Below are 17,489 nucleotides of genomic sequence, written 5' to 3'. Positions count from 1 at the left end.
CTCAGGCGGGAGAAAAGGCCAAGCCCTCATCCAGGGCACGGCAGATCATCCCTGCATCCAGGCTCTGCATGCATGGATGGCCCTCCGTCCTGCAGTCCCCCCGCTGACAGACCAGGCAGGACAGGCGCTCATCGCGCACCGCACGCACCCAAGGTCCGCGGGGACAGGTCAGGGCTGGATCGGTGGGGCCGAAGGCCACCACCACGGGCACACCGCAGGCCGCCGCCAGATGGCTCAGGGCCGAGTCGTTGCCCAGGGCGACATTTGCCCCAGACAGGATGCCCGCCGCCACGGAAAGAGGCGCCTGGCCGGACAGATCCACCACGCCCGGGGCCTGGGCCGCCACCAGGGCAGCGTGGGCCTGGTCCTCGCCCGGGGCCCCCAGGAGGACCACCTGGAGACCCAGGCCCTGCAGGTGGCGCGCGGCCGCGGCGAAGGGCCCGGCGCCCAGCTTCTTGTTCCAGCTCATGGCCCCCAGCGCCAGCACGGCGTAGGGCTGGGAGCCAAACTTCGACCGGAGGAGTTCCTGCGCCTGCACCTGCGCGGCTGCCCCCGGGCGGAAGGCCAGGTGCCCCGAGGTATCCAGAGCCGGAAAGGCCTTTCGCAGCAGCAGCCGATAGCGATCCAGCTGATGGCCCTTGAGCCGCCCGTAGTCCAGGCGGTGCGTGGCCAGGAAGCCCGTCAGCCAAGGCGACCAGCCCACCCGCAGCGGCAGACCGGCCTGCCGCGCGGCCAGGGTGGCCCGAAGGCTCCGGGGCAGGTTCAGCACACCACCGGCCTGGTGCGCCTTCAGCAGGTCGGCCATGGCGGAGGCGCCCTGCTTCCCGACGGGGTCAGCCACCGTCGCGGCATAGGGCTCAGCGTCCTCGAAGAGCTCCACCACCGGGGCCGGTCCCCAGGCCACCAGCTCGTGGCCCAGGGCGCGAAGGGGCGCCACGGCCTGGGTGATCATCACAGCGTCGCCGATGAACCGCGGCAGGCGGACCCAGAGGGCCCCCTCAGACACGCTCACGCAGCGCCTCCGGCAGTTCCATAGGGAGCTGCCGGCCCCCATCGTGCTCGGCCACGAGCCCTTGCAGTAGGTTCCAGGCGCGCAGTGGCGACACCCGGAAGGCCGTGCTGTCCAGCTCCACCTTGAGGTTGGTGGGGCGGGATTCGCCGGCGTCGATGCAGGGGCCGCGCACCGAGAGGGCGAAGGGCCCTAGAGGGTTGATCAGCTCTTCGGGGGAGGCGCCGTTGACGGTGAGCGTGGGCCGCCCCGTGCCCGCTGCCGTGTGGGCCAGGCCCGTGTCCACGGCCACATTGCCCCAGGCTTCGCTCTGAATGGCGCAGGCCTGGGGGATGGAGGTGCGTCCCGTAAGGTTCAGGGTGCCGGGCACCTGGGCGGCCAGCTGGCCCCCCAGCTCCACCTCGTCGGGGCCGCCGAGCCACACCACCTCGAGGCCGGCCTCCAGGGCCAGGCGTGCGAAGCCGGTCCACTGGGGGAGCTCCGGGAACCAGCGCTTGTTGTAGCCCCGGGTGCCGAAGGAGAGCGTGACGAAGGGGCCGCCCTTCCACCCGGCCTGGCGCAGCAGGTCGAAGCCGCCCTGGCCGCCGAACTGCGCGGGCCGCATGGGCGTCCATTCGAGGTGCGAGCTGCCCGTGAGCTGGGCCAGCAGCGGCTCGTAGCGGCGCACGATGTGGATGGGGAGGTCCCGGTAGGTGAAGGTGTGGTGGTAGAGGAAGCCCAGGTGGTTGTCGGTGTCGCCGGCGCGGATCGGCACCCGGGCCAGCCAAGCGGCGAAGGCCAGGCGCGCGGACTGGCTCAGGTTCACGAAGGCCACCGGGGGGCGGGAGCGCCAGCGGGCCACGAGGGCCCAGGGATCGGGCTTCTGGTCCCGCCCCGCCTCGATGACGCTCTCGGCGATGAAGTCAGGGTGGGCCTCGCTGAAGATGGCGGCGCCGATGGCGTGGCCAACGGCCACCCAGCGGATCTTCTTGCCCTGGGCTTCGGCCACGGCGTTCCAGCTGCGCTGCAGGGCGAAGAAGAAGGGAATCGAGAAGATCACGTCCCCGAGCTGGCGCGGAAAGCGGATCCAGACCTCGGGCTGCTCGAAGGCCGGGAGCAGCTCCCGCAAGCGCTCATGCCCCGGCTTCACCTGACCCACCACCGCACCTCCACGCCCCATTGTGCCCGAAGCGCCCTGATGGCATGGGCTAGCATGAAGCATCCCGAGGTCCCCATGCGCCGCCTGCTCTTGCTCCTGAGCCTTCCTCTGCTGGGCCAGGGGCCCCACTTCACGGTCCGCGACGCCCTCCAGGCCGAGTGGGCGCGGCAGCCCCTGAGCTGGACCGAGACCCAGAAGGCCGCCCTGCCCCCCGCGGACCGGGCACGGCTGGAGCGCACCCTCCAGCGCATCGGCGCCCCGGGCAGCCCCGCCCTGGTGCCACCGGAGCTGGAGAAGCCCACGCTGGAGGTCTGGGAGGACAAGGCCAAGGTAGCCCGCACGCCCCAGGAGCGCTTCACTGCCCTGTTCATGCTGAACCGCCTGAAGAGCCCCAAGGCCCTCACGGCGTTGGACGGCCTTTCCGCCACCGACGCCGCCACCTGGCCGAAGCACCTGCACCTGGAGGCCTCCCTCGCCGCCGCGCGACTGAACGGCGCCGAGGTGTCCCCGGCCCTGCAGTCCCTCCTCGATGCGCGCCAGAAGGCCGGCAAGGTCGATCCCGTTCGCGCCCAGGCCGCGCGGCTGAGGCTGGTGATGGCGGGTAAGGAGAAGGAGTTGCTGCCGCTGGTGCCCGCGACGCCGGGAAGCGTGCTCACGCTGATGGATGCGTGGAATCGGGCACCATGGAAGGAACGCGTGAAGGAGCATCTTGCTCTTTGGTGGGATGTGGCAGGAATTGAGGTCCCTCCCCCACCAGGCGAAAAACGGGCACCGGTTGATCTCGGTCGAATTGGCCTTGGAAAGTCCTTCCTGGATGTCAAACCTACCAAGTGGGCCATATGGAGCCGGATCTGGGATGGCATCCCCGATGACCTAGGCGAGGAAATGGGTCCTCATTCTTGGCCAGCTGGTGGCCCGGGTGGCCCGAAAACGATCAGGGTGCACTGGGCCTCCAAAGATCCTTTGATGCCGTTGAGTAAAGATGATGTCCGCACCACCTACCATCAATACCTCGCCGCTGTGAAAGACCCGATATACGCCTCAGCGATCCTGCCCGGGTTGCGCCGAAGCTCTCCAAGCGATGCCGACGTCATGCGGGAGCGGCTACTCCAGGCACCCGACTCCATCGCCCGCGCCGCCGCCCTTGAGGATCTCCCCTCGGCTCCCGCCGACCTTGCCATCCTCACCCAGCGCACCTGGGCCGACTCGCAGTTCGAAGCCCAGCAGACCCTCATCCAGAGCTACGCCCGCTGGAAGATGACGCCGGAGGACCAGAAGGCGCAGCTGCGGCCCTGGCTGCAGCACCCGGACTGGGCCTGCCGCTGGGAGGCCTATCAGGCCCTGGTGAAGCTGGATCCGGCGACCGCCTGGCCCTCGGCGCCGAAGCCCACGAAGACGGACGAGGCCATCCTCAAGGAGGCCACGCGCCTGGCGGAACGCGGCAAGCCCGTGCGCCTGCGCATCACCTTCTCGGGAAAGCGCCGCGTCACTCTCAAGCTCGATCCCGAAGTGGCCCCCATAAATATCGCCAACCTGGTGCTGCTCGCCAAGAAGGGCTACTTCAACGGGCGGCTGGTGCCGCGCGTGGTGCCTGACTTCGTGGTGCAGATGGGCTCGCCCTACGACACCATGGACGGGGGGCCGGGCTACACGGTGCGCTGCGAGAACTCGCTGACCTGGTACGGCCCGGGTAGCGTGGGCATGGCGTTGTCGGGCAAGGACACGGGCGGCAGCCAGTTCTTTATCACCACCAATGCTACGCCCCACCTCACGGGCAAGTACACCCGCATGGGCGAAGTGGAGGACCTGGACCGTGCTCTGAAGCTCCTCGATGACCTGGAACTGGGCGCGAAGATCGAGTCCATCAAGGTGCTCGAACCGTGAAACCACGGTTCCTGTTTTTCATCTTTTTCGCGGTTCCCTACGCCTCGGCCCAGGCCCCCATGCTGCAGGACAGGGCCGCCGCCCTGCGGCAGGCGCGGCTGGACTGGACGTTGGGGCAGGAGCCGCTGGGCCCCTCCTCCATGCCCTCCTTCGAGGTGGGCTGGGGCGGTGCCTCCTCCGAAGGTGCCTACGCGCCGCTGGTGGGCGGCGAAGGGCTCGGCACGGGCACCCAGGGCTGGGGGCTGGGCCTGCAGGGCCGCTATGTGCGCAATGGCTGGTCCTTCTCCGCCACGGCCCTGGCCCTGCGCGACCACGGCCACACCCTCGGCGTGCTCCAGCGAGCGGCCCTCGCCTACCAGACGGACTCCGGCTGGCGCGTGGCCCTCGAGCAGGCCCCCTTTGCCTGGGGGGCGGGCCTGAACGGCGGCGACCTGCTGGGTGATGGTGCCCGGAGCTTTCCGCGCCTCTCCCTGGCGACGCCGGAAGCCACGCTGCCCCTGGGCCGCTGGCGCCTGGAGGCCTTCGCGGGGCGCCTGGAGCGGGACCGTGCGATGCCCCAGTGGGTGCCGGAACGCGACACGCGCCTCGAGGCCCAGGCTGCGGGCCTCAACCTGCAGCGACCCCTCCTCTGGGGCGGCCTGGTGCGGACCGCCTTCGGCTCCCGAGTGGAGACGACCTTCGGAGCCGTGACCATGGAAGGCGGCCGGGATGCCCAGGGCCACGCCGCCCCGGCGACCGCAGCACGCACCATGACGCTGCTGGAGCTCCGGCTGCGGCTCCCGGAGCTCGCACAGCTCCTCCGGGCCCGGGGCGCCTCGGCCACCCTCAACCGCAGTGCCGCGCCCGAGGGCCGGTCCCTCGCGTGGACGCCGGCCCGAAACCTCGGCGGACTGCAGCTGGTATGGGAGGGCTGGGACCTGGGCCTGGAATACGCGGGCGCCGCGCCCCGGGTGGCCATCTCTTCCGCCGAGCCCAGCCACCTCGCAGGGTTCTCGACCCACGGCGATCCCCTGGGCCCGGCCTTCGGACGCGAGACCACCACCCGCACCGTGGAGCTGGGCCTGCCGCTTTTCCTGGAGGGCCAGGGCCGCCTCCGGACCGTGCGGGCCACGGCACCACTGGATCATCCCTCGGGCACCGCCTCCTGGTGTCTCCAGGGCGAGGCCCAGTGGCGCACGCCCACGGGCCGGGCCGGCGCCTCCCTCGCCATGCAGCGCAATGAATGGCCCGGCACACCGAGCCGCTGGGGCTGGAGCTTCGCCGTTTTCCAGGCCTTCCGGGTGTTCTAGGACTTCACGCGGCTGTAGTAGCCATCGAAGGAGACGGTCCAGGTGGCGCCGCCATCCGTGCTCTGCTCCCAGAACTGGCGCACCCGGCCATCCGGCAGCGGGGTCCAGGTGATGCGCTCCAGCACGCGACCCTTGGGTCCCTCCGTCGCGCCCCGCAGCACCATGGCGGTGCCCTCCAGGCCGCCCATGAGATCCAGGCTGCCCCCCTTCGCGTCGACCCAGCACTGCCGCCAGGCCTTACGGGCCGGCAGGTAGGCGTTGAGGCTCGTGCCCGAGCCCCCCTGGCTGCCCTGCCAATGCTCCTGCAGCACCGTTCCGCCCAGCAGGGCCTCCACGCGGTTCTGGCCGAGGCGCTGGCCTTTGGCGTCCCTCACCTCCCAGTCGCCCACCCAGAAATCGAACTGGCGCTGCTCGGGTGTGCGGTCGGAAGGGGACATGGCCCCCAGCATGACCGGAAGAAGGAGGGGAAGGACACGGCGCATGGGGACCTCGGATCCCGCCATGCTGCATGCTCTGCACGCGAGCGTCCTCCCCTGAGGGGCGAAGCGCGCAGGACGCGGGGCGAACGGGGGGCCGTCGGCCTGCGCTATCCTGGAGATTCCTGATGAGGTCCGAATGGCTCTGTCCCGAGATCAGCTGGTCCGCCGCGCGGCGCAGGAACTGCGCGACGGCTTCTACGTTAACCTGGGCATCGGCATTCCCACCCTGATCGCCAACGCCATCCCTCCGGGGATGGACGTGGTCCTGCAGAGTGAGAACGGCCTGCTGGGCATCGGCCCCTTCCCCACGGACGAAGAGGTGGACCCGGACCTCATCAACGCGGGCAAGCAGACCGTCACCGCGGCGCCTGGCGCCAGCTTCTTCAGTAGCGCCGACAGCTTCGGCATGATCCGCGGGGGCAAGATCGACCTCTGCTTCCTGGGCGCCATGCAGGTAGACATGGAGGGCAACCTCGCCAACTGGATGATCCCGGGCAAGATGGTCAAGGGCATGGGCGGAGCCATGGACCTGGTCGCCGCGGCCAAGCGCGTGGTGGTGGTGATGGAGCACACCAGCAAGGACGGCGAGTACAAGATCCTCCGCAAGTGCAACCTGCCCCTCACGGGCCAGCGCTGCGTGCACCGCATCATCACGGATCTGGCCGTCATCGACGTGGTGCCGGGCCGCGAAGGCCTGCGCCTGGTGGAAGTGGCGCCGGGCGTGACCCGCGAAGAGGTCCAGGCCAGGACGGAACCCCCTCTGGTGACGGACCACGTCTCCGAGATGGTCGGCGTCTGAGGAAACCATGATGCATCGCCTGTTCTCCACTACTGCCATCCTGCTGGCCTTCGCCTGCACTGCTCCCGGGACCAACGTGCCACCCAAGCCCGCCGAACCCTTCGTTCCCAGGCTGGCCCTGCGCCCGGTGGCCGTGAGCCTCGCCCGCAGTGCCACCCAGGGCTTCCAGGCGGAGATCAACTACCCCGAGGGCATGCGCTACCTGCGCCAGCCCGTCGCATGGCGCGTGGTGGAGCCCGAGGGCGGCAGCATCACCGTCACCGGCCTCTACACGGCCCCAGGGGTGCCCGGAACCTTTCACGTGGAAGTGCGGCGCGAGGACTTCCCGGGAATTTCCGCCACGGCCACCGTAACGGTGAAGTGATGGACCTGTACGGCGCCCTGCGCCCGCTGGTCTTCCGCCTCGATCCCGAAACCGCCCACAACCTGGCCTTCTGGCTGGGCGCCCGGGTTGCTGCCTGGCCGAACCTGCCCAAGCCCGATCACGTCCCAGCCCTGCGCAGGAATGTCCTCGGCCTGGATTTCCCCACGCCTCTCGGGCTGGCCGCCGGGCTGGACAAGGGCGCCACCCTGCTGCCGCTGTGGAAGTCCCTGGGCTTCGGCCACGTGGAGATCGGCACCGTGACGCCCCGGCCCCAGCCCGGCAATCCGAGGCCGCGCCTGTTCCGCTTTCCCGAGGCGGGCTTGATCCTCAACCGCATGGGCTTCAACAGCGAGGGCGCCGAGGTCGTCGCGGCCCGGCTGCGGTACCGCCCTGCGGGCCTCATCGTCGGCGGCAATCTCGGCAAGAACAAGGAGACACCCGAGGCCACCGCCCTGGACGACTACCGCGCCGCCTACCGCCTCATCGCCCCGCAGGTGGACTACACGGCCCTGAACGTGAGCAGCCCCAACACGCCTGGCTTGCGGAACCTGCAGGCGCCCGAGGCCCTCAAGCCGCTGCTGGCGGGCATGCTGGACCTGCGCAAGGAGATGGGCCTGGAGCGCCAGCCCCTGCTGCTGAAGCTGGCCCCGGACCTGGCCACCGAGGACCTCGATGCCATTGTGGAAGTGGCCGTGGCCTCGGGCCTCTCGGGCCTCATTGCCACCAACACCACCCTGGATCGCGGCGTGGTGGCGGAACCGCTCCGTGCCCTCGTGGAGTCCAAGGGTGCCGGCGGTCTCAGTGGCGTTCCCCTCAAAGCCAAGGCCCGCGAGGTGCGCCGCCGGATCCTCGCGGCCCTGCGCGGACGCCTGCCCCTGGTGGCCTGCGGCGGCCTGGGCTCCGCCGAGGACGTGCGCGGCGCGCTGGAGGATGGCGCTGCCCTGGCGCAGGTGTACAGCGCCCTGATCTTCGAGGGACCGGCCCTGGTGGGCCGCATCCAGGCCGGCCTCTAGCGGAGCGGACTCCGCCGCCCTGCGTCTATACTGGGCCTCATGCATTCCGGCTCCCTTCCGATCCGCGTCGCCCGTCCCGGGCGATTCCTGTGGGTGGCGTGCGTCTGCGCGCTGGTGGTGGGCATCGCGGCCCAGCTCGGGTTCTCGGAACGCAACCGGGACCTGATGGTCATCCTCGGAATGATCACGCTGGTATCGCCGGCGCTCTTCCACGCAAGCCGGCGCGCCTGCCTGCCCGACCCGGAGGCCCGGGGCTGGCAGCTCATCTCCCTCTTCCTGGTGGTCGCCCTCCTGCTCCAGCTCATCCGGATCCCGGAGCACTTCAAGGTGGGCTGGCCATTCCTGTACGGCCCCTTCCCCTTCGTGCTCTCCCTGGTCGGCTCCACACTCCAGGCCATCGCCTTGGCCTGCTGGCAGTTGTCCCCCCGGACGCGGTTCGAGCGGCTTCGCTACGGGCTCGATGGCCTGATGTTCGCAATTGCCGTCTTCTTCGTGCTCTGGGGTCTGGTGCTCGGCCCGCTCTTTCTGGGCGACCGGTTCCCCGTTGCCGTTCGCCTCGTGTGGCTGGCTACCTTCCTCGTCTATGACCTGCTGCTGGGGTTCACCCTCTACCTGGGGCTCTCGGATCCGGCCAGGTTCCGTGGGCCCCTTGGCTGGCTGGCAGCCGCCTTCCTCCTGGCGAGCCTCTTGAACCTCTACATCCTCCTGGTGAAGCTCTCGGGATCCGCCATGGTGCCGGATCTTCCCGGTGGGGTCACCTTCCTGCTTCCACTGGCCTACCTGGCCGCGGCCCTGTCTCCACGTGCCGTCGGCTCCAGTGTCCGTGCGGGCGAGCCACCCCACATGATCCACCTCCTGCCCTACCTCCCCGTGCTGGGCGCCGCCATCCTGGGCATGTGGCTTCTGGCCTTCGGGTCCGGGGAAGGACATCATCCAGTCCTTGTCTGGCTGGCCATGGGCCTGGTTCTGGTCCTGCTCGTCCGGCAGTACCTGGCGCTACGGGACTATTCCATCCTTTCCCAGACCCTCGAAGCCAGGGTCGCCGAACGCACCCTGGCCCTGGAACAGGCCCAGGCCCTGCTCCTGCGCACCGAGCGCATGAACTCGCTTGCCACGCTTGGCGCAGGGCTGGCCCACGACATGAACAACATGTTGAGTGCCATCCAGAGCCGCGCGGAGCTCGTCCTGATGGATCTGGACGAGGGCAGGCTCCCGAACCGCAAGGACCTGCTCCGGGTCCAGGAGGCCACCCAGTTGGCGGCCGCGCTCAGCGGCCGACTGATGGCCCTGGGCCGCCAGGATTCCGAGCCCCCGCGCCTCCTGGATCTGGGCGAGGAACTGCTTGCGATCCAGCCTCTGCTCCAGATGTTGCTGCCCCGGAACCTGACCCTCCGCCTGGAAGGCTCAGGCCCCATGCCCTTCCTGGGCACCCGCGGCATGCTGGAGCAGATCCTGGTGAACCTCGTCGGCAATGCCCGGGACGCCATGCCCTCAGGAGGCGTCATCACCCTCAGATGCCGCCCGCACAGGCCCGAGGATGGCCCGGTGGGTCCCCTCCTCGAAGTCGAGGACACGGGAACCGGCATCCCAGAGGGTCTGCAGGCCCAGGTGTTCCAACCCTTCTTCACCACCAAGGCCCCTGGCGTCGGAACCGGGCTTGGCCTTGCTTCTGTGAAGTCCCTCCTGGAGAAGGCGGGTGGCTCCATCCAGTTCGTCAGCCGTGCGGACCGGGGAACCACCTTCCAGGTGCGGTTGCCCTTCGTAGCCAAGAGCATCTGATTCTCCCTGAACCGCGGCAGATCTCCAGCCTGCCGAAGCTACAGGTGGTCAGCCGCAGGGGGTTACACTGGAGGACCGAGGTATCGATGTTGTCACTGCAATCGAGGATCCGTGACCCGCGCCTGCTGCCCCTAGCGGACAAGGTGCTACGCGGCGAACGCCTCACATTCGAGGATGGTCTTCTGCTGTATGAGACGCCCGACCTCAACGGCGTGGGTGCCATGGCCCACTACGTGCGCCTGCAGAAGCACGGCCGCGCCGCCTACTACGTGGTGAGCCGCCGTCTCTCTTATACGAACGTCTGCTACACCCACTGCCAGTTCTGCGCCTTCCAGGCCAAGCCCGGCGACCCCAGGGCCTATTCCCTCTCCGCCGAAGAGATCATCCGGGAGCTCGAGAAGCCCGAAAACAGCGGCGTGCGCGAGCTGCACATGACCTCGGGGCACAACCCCAAGCTGAAGGTCGACTACTTCGTGGATCTGTTCACGAAGATCAAGGCGCGCTTCCCCTCGATCCACCTCAAGGTTTTCACCATGATCGAGATGGACTACTACGCCCGCATCAGCGGCCTCAGCACGGACGCCTTCCTGGACCGCTGCATGGCCGCGGGCCTGGAGAGCTGCCCCGGTGGCGGTGCCGAGATCTTCGATGAGGAACTCCGCGAGAAGATCTGCATCGGCAAGAAGGACGCCCAGGTCTGGCTGGACACGGCGGCCATCTGTCACCGCAAGGGTCTGCCCACCAACTGCACCATGCTCTACGGCCACATCGAGGAACCGAAGCACCGGGTGGACCACCTGCTCCGCCTGCGCAAGCTGCAGGATGAATCCTTGGCTGCGGGCTACACCAGCTTCCTGGCCTACATTCCCCTGGCCTACCAGAACGAGGACAACGAGCTGAGCGCCACCCACGTCATCCACGAAACCACCGGTACCCAGGATCTCCGCGAGATCGCCGTGGCCCGCCTGTTGCTCGACAACGTCCCGCACATCAAGGCGTACTGGGTGATGATCTCGCCGGGCCTCGCCCAGGCCGGTCTCAGCTATGGGGCCGACGACCTGGACGGCACGGTCATAGCCGAGGAGATCGCCCACTTGGCCGGCGCCAAGAGCCCCCAGGGCCTTCCGCAGGGCGAGCTGGTGCGCCTGATCCAGGAGGCGGGTTTCGAGCCGCTGGAGCGCGACAACCTCTACAACGTGTACGCTGCGGTCTAATCGACCTTTCGCTTTTCGTAACCCCTCGCAGGATCCAGTGCGAAGGCGTAGCGGCTGTTCCAGAGGCGGTCATGGATGCGCGCGGCCTCCGTGGCCAGGGGGGAATCGCGGAAGACCAGCTCTATGTTGCGCGACTCCGTGAAGTAGCTCTCCTCCCAGTTGCTGGTGCCAAGGGCCAGGTGGACCTCGTCCACCACCAGGTACTTGCTGTGGATGACGCGGGCGAAGGGGATGTGGCCCTCCTTCGCCTCGGGGATCGAGGCCACCTTCACCTCCAGGTTGGGGATCAGGGTCAGCGCCTTGAGGTGCGGCAGGGCCCGACCACCCAGCACCCAGTCCGACACCAGCAACCGCACCTTCACACCCCGCACGGCGGCGGCCCGCAGAGCGTTGTCCAACCGGGGCCAGAAGTGATCCTGGCCCGAGATCGGGGAGTATGTGAGCAGTTGCACCCGCACGGTCTGCTGCGCCTTGTCGATCAGGTCCACCAGGGCCTCGATGGAGGGCCGGATGTCCTTGGGCGTGAGGAACGGCGGGCTGGCCACCAGCTCCACCTTCGGGTGAGCGGACAGGAGCGGCTGAGGCGGGAACTCAGGCATCCTGCGGTTCTCCGCGAAGGCCCAGTCGATGGCGAAGAGCCGAGCCAGCCGCGACACGATCCCGGGCTCGGAGGTGCGCACGCCCAGCTCGTGGATGTGCTCCAGGGCACGCCAGTCGAAGTTCTGGCTACCCAGGAAGGCCTCGCGGCCATCCACGACGAAGTACTTGGCGTGGAGGATGCCCTTCGAGACCCCCGCCATGTCGAGGCTGCGCACCTCGGCGCCCGGAATGCGACGGAGCCGGGCCACCGAGGCAGGATCCTGGTCGAGCATCTTCGACGAGAGCAGGAAGCGCACCTTCACCCCGCGCGCTCCAGCCTTCTCCAGCTCGATCAGCACCGCCTCCAGGGCACTGCCGGGGCGGCTGGTCACGTAGAACTCGGCAGCGTCCACGCTGGCCTTCGCGCCGCGGACCATGTCCAGCCAAACATCTTGGGCGAAGGGCAGCTTGGGGTCCGCGAGGGCGGTCTCCACGGGGATGGACTGCACCAGACGGGTGGCCGGGGATTGGGCGCCGAGGCCCAGACAGGCCGTCAGGATCAGCAGCAGGGAACGCGGGCTCATGGGGTCACTCCACCCGCGAGGATACCCCGTTGACGCCAACCCGTTTCCCCTGTTGATCTGATCGAATGGAGACCAAGGCCGAGTTCCGCGCCCACCTGAAGGCCCGCCGCGACGCGCTGCCCACGGCCACCCGCGAGACCGCTTCCCTCACCATCTGCGGCCACCTGGAGCGCCTCTGCCGGAATCGACGCTTCACCCGCATCGGCGCCTTCTGGCCCTTCGGCTCCGAGGTGGACCTGCGGCCGGTCATCACCGCGCATCCTGATTGGCTCTGGTTCTTCCCGCGGGTGGCTTCGACCCAGCCGCCCCGCCTGGCCTGGGGCACGGAACCCCTGGAGAAGGGCCAGTGGGGCCTCTTGGAGCCAGCCCTGGCCCAGCACTTTCTCCCGCCCGTGCAGCTGCTGCTGGTGCCGGGCCTCGCCTTCGACGATGACGGCCATCGCCTGGGCTATGGCCGTGGCTTCTATGATGCGTTGCTGGCAAAACTAGCGGATGAGGTCCTCACCGTGGGCGTGGGCTTCGAAGCCCAAATGCACCTTCCCGTACCCATCGAACCCCATGACTGGCCGGTCCAGGCGCTGCTGAGCGAGGCAGGGCTTCGACTGATCGAGGCTGGAGGCTGGAGGTAGGAGGCCAGGTACTGATCCTTGTGGCGCCCTTTGGGCGCATCCCCCTGCTTCCTTTGGGCTCGTAGGCCCGGTCAGTCGAGAACAAATTAAAAAGCAGTCGCAGCGAAAGGCGCCGCATCAGGAAGCAGTACCTCCAGCCACCAGTCTGATTCCCTAGCCCAGCTTCAGGATGCTCGACCCATCGGCGTAGTCCTCCGTGGGCGTCTCCCGCATCTTTTGGAGTACCTGCACCAAGGCCCGGATGCGATCCACCATCTCACCGATCTTCCCGAGCTTGACCTCCTCGGGATACTTCCGCTGCAGCATCTCCACCTGCATCGAGATGATGGCCAGGGGGTTGTTGATCTCGTGCTTGAGGGTGCCGGCCATCTGCCGGAAGGAGTCGAGCCGCTCGGCTGCCAGGGCCCGCTGCTGGAGTTCGGTGTGACCACGCAGCACCTGTAGCCGGTGATGCAGGGCCTCCCAGCGGAAGCCTTCGGCCAGCCAATCGGTGGCGCCAGCCTCGATGAGCCGGGGCGTCTCCTCCTCGGTGGAGCGCACCACCAGGATGGGCGTGGTGGCAAAGGAGGGGTGGTGGCGGTAGGCGCGGATGCAGCCTTCCAGATCCTTGGTGCCACGGGCATCCACCACCAGGAAACGGAACTTTGGAACCGGCGGCGGCGGCGGTTCCTGCTCCAGCGGGTGCAGCCACAGGTTGCCCGCCTCGGCCACGGTCTGGAAGAGCCCCAGCAGGTCGAGTTCCTCGCTCACGAGGCCCAGCAAGGGGCGGGCGGGCTCTTCAGGCATGGCGTCCGGGCCTTCGGGCAGGAATAGGTTGAGAGCCTGGTCCGCCCAATGCCAGCGGACACCCGCATCCTGCAGCATCCGCTGGGTCCAGGGATCGGGAATGGGCCCGTGCAATCCGGCGGGAAGGGAGAGGCGGAGGATCCTGAAGCTGCGCTCCTGGTCCCAGCGGGTGGAGACCACGGCCCCCGCCGCCAGCTGCATGAACATGGGTTCGACCAGGCCGGCCAGGGCCACGACCAGGGGACCGCCAGACATCCAGATCGAGGCGCTGGGCACTTCGGAGGTACTGAGCCTGGCCTTGCGAAGGCCCAGCAGGGGCTCCCAACGGCTCAGAAGCTCTTCCTGAAGGGCCGCGAGGGTCAGGGGGTGACCCGCCTGCGGCACATGGTCGGGCAGGTCCTCCCGGCTCCCGCAGTCAAGCAGGGCCGTCAGCTGATCTAGCTGGGCCCGGATGGCCGACCCTGCGGCACTCGGCAAGTCCTCCGCCCAGCTCTGCACCCGGCGGATCGGCGAAGCCATGGCTGCCAGCAGCTCCCCATGGCGGTCCGCTTCGCGTTGGAAGCCCGTCCGCAGGCGTAGGAGCTCGCCCTGCTGCTCGGCCTGGCTCAGAGCCCGCCGGTTCAGCATGGCCTGGCGGAGGGCCATGGAACCAAGCCGCACGAAGGCCTGGAAGACGGCCAGGTCGAAGCGGGTGAACGGGCGGCCCTCGGATTCCCGGTCCAGGTATAGGGCCCCGTGGATCTCACCGTCGTCCTCCATGGGTGCGCAGAGCAGCGACCCGCGGTGCAACTCAACCAGGCTCATGCCTCCGAAGCGGGGATCACCCAGGGGGTTGTTGGACAGCACCGCCGTGTGTTCCCGCGCCACGTAGTCCAGGACCGATCGGGAGAGGCCGATGCCCTCCTGCACGTCACCCACGCGGTGGGCCGTGCGCCACCCGCCCTCCTTGGCGGTCATGACCAGGAAACCACGGTCACCATGCAGGAGCCGGAGCGATTCCTCCAAAAGGCCTTTCACCATACTGTCCGAATCCACCTGCCGGAGCAGCTTCTCCGTGGAGCGCTGTAGCAGCTCCATGCCACGGATCAGTACCATCGCCTGGGCCGGCTCGGGCCGGACCTCGTAGAAGAGGTCACCGACCCGCTCTGCAAAGGTGATTCCATCCAGACCCGGGAACCCCTCCGTGAAGGTGAGGTGCCAGTCCCCCAGCACCAGTTCATCCCCATCCTGGAGGACGGCTCCATGGGGGCTGTTGACGGGGATGCCGTTGAGAACCGTGCCATTGGCAGAGTCCAGATCCTTGACCCACCAGATGCCGCCGATGCGGTCGATGCTGGCGTGCGCCCGGGACACCCCGCTCAAGGTCGGCTGGGCAACCGCGCACGTCAGGGGGTCACGGCCCACCTGGCACGCCTCATGGACGGCATGCCGCATGAGCTGAGTCCCCTCCAGCCAGGACAGGTATGCCATCGGTCCTCCACCCACCCTGTTTCGGCAGGTGTCGGCGGGTGTTGAATCAGGCGGGCAATTGATACCGTGTGTCGTGGGTCCGGCTGGGCCGGAAGAACAGCATGGTGTGACCAATGGTCCAGACATGCTCCAGGCCCGCCACCGCCGCACACAAGGCCCGGGCAGCGGAGTCCTCATCCTCGAAGCTGTTCGGGTTGATCTTGACCTTTACAAGCTCCAGGCTGTCCACCATCACATCGAGCTCGGCGGCCTGGGCAGGCGTGACGCCCCCCTTCCCCACATGCATGACGGGCTTGAGCTTGTGGGCCTGGGCTTTGAGGAACTGGCGCTGCTTCGAGGTCAACATCGGATCTCCGGCCTTCCAGTCTATCTTGGTTGGCGAGGTGCCCCATGATCCGTCCCCTGCTGCTGTCCCTCACAGCCCTGGCCTGTCTCGCTGCGCCCCCCCGCACCCTGCGCGTGGACTATGGGCATACCGGAAATTCCGCCTCCGAACACTTCGGCATTGACCGGGTGGTGCTGGAACCGCTGGCCTGGCCTGGCGACCTCACGAAAGCCATCGACACCAGCAACCTGGGGAAATACTGCTTCGAGGTGGCCGACAAGGCCACGGGCCGCCTGCTCTATTCCCGGGGTTTCGCCAGCATCTACGGGGAGTGGGAGACCACGGAGGAGGCCAAGGGCCTGAGCCGCAGCTTCAGCGAATCCCTGCGCTTCCCCCAGCCGGAGGCGCCCGTGCGCATCACGGTGAAGAAGCGGGACGAGAAGAATGCCTTCGTCCCCGCGTGGACCTTTGAACTCGACCCCAAGGACCCTCTCATCGAGCGGACCCCCGCGCCGGATGCCGGCGGCCTTATCGCCCTCCAGAAGAGTGGCGACTCGGCGGAGAAGGTGGACTTCCTTATCCTCGGTGACGGCTACACCGCCGCCGAACGGGGCAAGTTCGAAGCCCAGGCCCGCAAGGTCATGGAGTTGCTGTTCCAGCAGACGCCCTTCAAGGAGCACCGCCAGGACTTCAACGTCTGGGCCCTCTGCCCACCCTCGAAGGAAAGTGGCATCTCCCGGCCCTCCACCGGCGTCCACAAACGCACGCCCCTGGGCACCACCTACGATGCCTTCGGCAGCGAGCGCTACGTGCTGACCTTCGACAACCGCGCCTTCCGGGACGTCGCCGCCAAGGCCCCCTACGAGTTCGTAGAGATCCTCACGAACTCCGAGACCTATGGCGGCGGCGGCATCCACAACCTCTACAGCACCGCCTCCGCCGGCAACAGCACCATCGGCTACCTTTTCGTGCACGAGTTCGGCCACCACTTTGCCGGGCTGGCCGACGAGTACTACACCTCCGATGTGGCCGTCACCAACAGCCCCTCCCGGATGGAGCCATGGGAACCCAATGCCACAGCCGATCCCAAGCATCCAAAGTGGGCCTCCCTGCTGAGCCCCGGCGTGCCCCTACCCACCCCCTGGAAGAAGGACGAGTTCGAGGCCCACAGCCATGCGTATCAGAAGGAACGCCGCGCCATCCGCGCCGCCAACAGGCCGGAGGCCGAGATGGATGCCCTCTTCGCCCGCGAGAAGGTCTTCGAGACCAGGTTGCTGGGCACCGACACCCACAGTGGCAAGGTGGGCGCCTTCGAGGGCGCCAACTACGAGGCCAAGGGCTACTTCCGCAGCCAGGAAGACTGCCTTATGTTCACCCGGAACGATGCGGGCTTCTGCGCCGCCTGCCGGGCCGCCATCGAGCGGGTGATCCGGCAGTACGCGAAGTAACCTCTGAGGAAACCTAACGCCCGTTCAGGCGGAAAGCGAAACGGCGGGCCCCAATGGACCGGCAGGTCCCGCGGACTCCAGCCGCATGGCAGGGAGATGCCAGTTCGGGGGGTGTCCGATTATGCCGGATCCTCGACCAGGCTCCAACCCAACCTGCGGCCTGCACCAGAACAAGGGCCCGCCATGGGCCCCTGTTTCTTCCCGATCCAGTGGAATCGGCCGCTTCTGCTTACCGGTCCAGCGTGGCCAGCAGCGCGTACATCCGATCCAAGCGCTGCTTCTGGATGCCTGCACCGATGAGCTCGTACTTCTCCCGCTCGTTGCCGAGGATGGCCGGAACCAGTTCCTTTTCGCGCGTCTGCTTGAAGGCATCCCAGGTGCTCCTGAGTTCCTTGAACTCGGTCGCCTTGCCTTCGGGAGCCTTCAATTTCGCAAGATGGGCACTCACGGCATCAGCCGTGGCCTTGACGGTGCGCTGCTGCTCCGGGCCACGCTTGTCCCGGTAGAGCACCATGGTGACGAGGGCCTGCCTGGCGGTGACGATTTCGTCCTTGAGGGTGGCGAACTCACCGGCAGAAGCCGGCAGGGCCGCGGCGAGGACCAGGATGGAAACGAGCAGGCGAAGGGCGTGACGCATGGTGACTCCTTGAGTGTGGGGTTGGATGTGACTAGGTGGAAGGTTCGTTTCGGAGCGCTTCCG

General features: G+C 68.0%; 16 protein-coding genes. 9 read left to right on the top strand and 7 right to left on the bottom strand.

The features are described from left to right. Position 1 precedes the first annotated feature (1 nt). The gene (locus WAS25_RS05850; RefSeq protein WP_422310580.1) at positions 2–1,012 is read right to left on the bottom strand and encodes a glycosyltransferase family 9 protein; all 1,011 of its coding nucleotides are present in this window, start codon (positions 1,010–1,012) and stop codon (positions 2–4) included. Continuing rightward, positions 999–2,147 carry a glycosyltransferase family 9 protein gene (locus WAS25_RS05845; protein ID WP_422310579.1) on the bottom strand — a complete coding sequence of 383 codons (1,149 nt, stop codon included), beginning with the start codon at positions 2,145–2,147 and terminating at the stop codon, positions 999–1,001. The genes WAS25_RS05850 and WAS25_RS05845 overlap by 14 nt, the downstream gene beginning before the upstream one ends. Before the next feature lie 75 nt (positions 2,148–2,222). Between WAS25_RS05845 and WAS25_RS05840 the strand changes: the two genes are divergently transcribed. Next, a complete protein-coding gene (locus tag WAS25_RS05840) occupies positions 2,223–4,031 on the top strand; it encodes a peptidylprolyl isomerase (RefSeq protein WP_422310578.1) in 1,809 nt (602 codons plus the stop codon). Next, positions 4,028–5,320 carry a hypothetical protein gene (locus WAS25_RS05835; RefSeq protein WP_422310577.1) on the top strand — a complete coding sequence of 431 codons (1,293 nt, stop codon included), beginning with the start codon at positions 4,028–4,030 and terminating at the stop codon, positions 5,318–5,320. Before WAS25_RS05840 ends, WAS25_RS05835 begins: the two co-directional genes overlap by 4 nt. On the opposite strand, the gene WAS25_RS05830 is transcribed toward WAS25_RS05835, so the two are convergent. Continuing rightward, on the bottom strand, positions 5,317–5,802 hold the full coding sequence (locus WAS25_RS05830) for a hypothetical protein (RefSeq protein WP_422310576.1): 486 nt from the start codon (positions 5,800–5,802) through the stop codon (positions 5,317–5,319). The genes WAS25_RS05835 and WAS25_RS05830 overlap by 4 nt on opposite strands. Before the next feature lie 133 nt (positions 5,803–5,935). Here WAS25_RS05830 and WAS25_RS05825 point away from each other — a divergent pair, with 133 nt between their 5' ends. The 5 genes from WAS25_RS05825 (at position 5,936) to mqnE (ending at position 10,968) form a co-directional block, all read left to right on the top strand. Then, positions 5,936–6,598: a 3-oxoacid CoA-transferase subunit B gene (locus tag WAS25_RS05825; RefSeq protein WP_422310575.1), complete on the top strand. Its 663-nt coding sequence runs from the start codon at positions 5,936–5,938 to the stop codon at positions 6,596–6,598. A 7-nt stretch (positions 6,599–6,605) separates the two neighbouring features. Further along, on the top strand, positions 6,606–6,962 hold the full coding sequence (locus tag WAS25_RS05820) for a hypothetical protein (RefSeq protein ID WP_422310574.1): 357 nt from the start codon (positions 6,606–6,608) through the stop codon (positions 6,960–6,962). Next, positions 6,962–7,975 carry a quinone-dependent dihydroorotate dehydrogenase gene (locus WAS25_RS05815; RefSeq protein ID WP_422310573.1) on the top strand — a complete coding sequence of 338 codons (1,014 nt, stop codon included), beginning with the start codon at positions 6,962–6,964 and terminating at the stop codon, positions 7,973–7,975. The genes WAS25_RS05820 and WAS25_RS05815 overlap by 1 nt, the downstream gene beginning before the upstream one ends. A 39-nt stretch (positions 7,976–8,014) precedes the next feature. Next, positions 8,015–9,754 (top strand): sensor histidine kinase, encoded by a 1,740-nt coding sequence (locus tag WAS25_RS05810; protein ID WP_422310572.1) that lies wholly within the window; start codon positions 8,015–8,017, stop codon positions 9,752–9,754. A gap of 86 nt (positions 9,755–9,840) precedes the next feature. Beyond that, positions 9,841–10,968 (top strand): aminofutalosine synthase MqnE, encoded by a 1,128-nt coding sequence (gene mqnE / locus WAS25_RS05805; protein WP_422310571.1) that lies wholly within the window; start codon positions 9,841–9,843, stop codon positions 10,966–10,968. Here mqnE and WAS25_RS05800 read toward each other — a convergent pair. Further along, entirely contained in the window at positions 10,965–12,131 is a 1,167-nt protein-coding gene (locus WAS25_RS05800) for a phospholipase D-like domain-containing protein (protein WP_422310570.1), read from the bottom strand. The genes mqnE and WAS25_RS05800 overlap by 4 nt on opposite strands. 65 nt (positions 12,132–12,196) lie before the next feature. Between WAS25_RS05800 and WAS25_RS05795 the strand changes: the two genes are divergently transcribed. Beyond that, complete coding sequence (locus WAS25_RS05795; protein WP_422310569.1) at positions 12,197–12,760, top strand: 5-formyltetrahydrofolate cyclo-ligase; 564 nt, start codon at positions 12,197–12,199, stop codon at positions 12,758–12,760. 153 nt (positions 12,761–12,913) lie between these two features. Here the strand turns inward: WAS25_RS05795 and WAS25_RS05790 are convergent, their stop codons facing one another. Together WAS25_RS05790 and WAS25_RS05785 are read right to left on the bottom strand one after the other, a co-directional pair. Next, complete coding sequence (locus WAS25_RS05790) at positions 12,914–15,016, bottom strand: FHA domain-containing protein (protein WP_422310568.1); 2,103 nt, start codon at positions 15,014–15,016, stop codon at positions 12,914–12,916. 46 nt (positions 15,017–15,062) lie between these two features. Beyond that, on the bottom strand, positions 15,063–15,362 hold the full coding sequence (locus WAS25_RS05785) for a YhbY family RNA-binding protein (protein WP_422310567.1): 300 nt from the start codon (positions 15,360–15,362) through the stop codon (positions 15,063–15,065). Positions 15,363–15,406: 44 nt separating this feature from the next. On the opposite strand from WAS25_RS05785, the gene WAS25_RS05780 reads away from it, so the two are divergent. Then, entirely contained in the window at positions 15,407–16,789 is a 1,383-nt protein-coding gene (locus tag WAS25_RS05780; RefSeq protein ID WP_422310566.1) for an IgA Peptidase M64, read from the top strand. A gap of 229 nt (positions 16,790–17,018) precedes the next feature. On the opposite strand, the gene WAS25_RS05775 is transcribed toward WAS25_RS05780, so the two are convergent. Further along, entirely contained in the window at positions 17,019–17,426 is a 408-nt protein-coding gene (locus WAS25_RS05775; protein WP_422310565.1) for a hypothetical protein, read from the bottom strand. Positions 17,427–17,489 lie beyond the last annotated feature (63 nt).

Origin of the sequence: Geothrix sp. (assembly GCF_049292215.1) — a bacterium.
Taxonomy (GTDB): Bacteria; Acidobacteriota; Holophagae; order Holophagales; family Holophagaceae; genus Geothrix.
Note: the sequence above shows the minus strand (reverse complement) of the source record. Positions and strands in the feature narration are given on the sequence as shown.

Excerpts from the sequence above, each read along its gene's own strand:
- WAS25_RS05840 (WP_422310578.1), top strand. The coding sequence starts at position 2,223 with ATGCGCCGCCTGCTCTTGCTCCTGAGCCTTCCTCTGCTGGGCCAGGGG.
- WAS25_RS05830 (WP_422310576.1), bottom strand. The coding sequence starts at position 5,802 with ATGCGCCGTGTCCTTCCCCTCCTTCTTCCGGTCATGCTGGGGGCCATG.
- WAS25_RS05825 (WP_422310575.1), top strand. The coding sequence starts at position 5,936 with ATGGCTCTGTCCCGAGATCAGCTGGTCCGCCGCGCGGCGCAGGAACTG.
- WAS25_RS05820 (WP_422310574.1), top strand. The coding sequence starts at position 6,606 with ATGATGCATCGCCTGTTCTCCACTACTGCCATCCTGCTGGCCTTCGCC.
- WAS25_RS05815 (WP_422310573.1), top strand. The coding sequence starts at position 6,962 with ATGGACCTGTACGGCGCCCTGCGCCCGCTGGTCTTCCGCCTCGATCCC.
- WAS25_RS05810 (WP_422310572.1), top strand. The coding sequence starts at position 8,015 with ATGCATTCCGGCTCCCTTCCGATCCGCGTCGCCCGTCCCGGGCGATTC.
- mqnE (WP_422310571.1), top strand. The coding sequence starts at position 9,841 with ATGTTGTCACTGCAATCGAGGATCCGTGACCCGCGCCTGCTGCCCCTA.
- WAS25_RS05800 (WP_422310570.1), bottom strand. The coding sequence starts at position 12,131 with ATGAGCCCGCGTTCCCTGCTGCTGATCCTGACGGCCTGTCTGGGCCTC.
- WAS25_RS05795 (WP_422310569.1), top strand. The coding sequence starts at position 12,197 with ATGGAGACCAAGGCCGAGTTCCGCGCCCACCTGAAGGCCCGCCGCGAC.
- WAS25_RS05790 (WP_422310568.1), bottom strand. The coding sequence starts at position 15,016 with ATGGCATACCTGTCCTGGCTGGAGGGGACTCAGCTCATGCGGCATGCC.
- WAS25_RS05785 (WP_422310567.1), bottom strand. The coding sequence starts at position 15,362 with ATGTTGACCTCGAAGCAGCGCCAGTTCCTCAAAGCCCAGGCCCACAAG.
- WAS25_RS05780 (WP_422310566.1), top strand. The coding sequence starts at position 15,407 with ATGATCCGTCCCCTGCTGCTGTCCCTCACAGCCCTGGCCTGTCTCGCT.
- WAS25_RS05775 (WP_422310565.1), bottom strand. The coding sequence starts at position 17,426 with ATGCGTCACGCCCTTCGCCTGCTCGTTTCCATCCTGGTCCTCGCCGCG.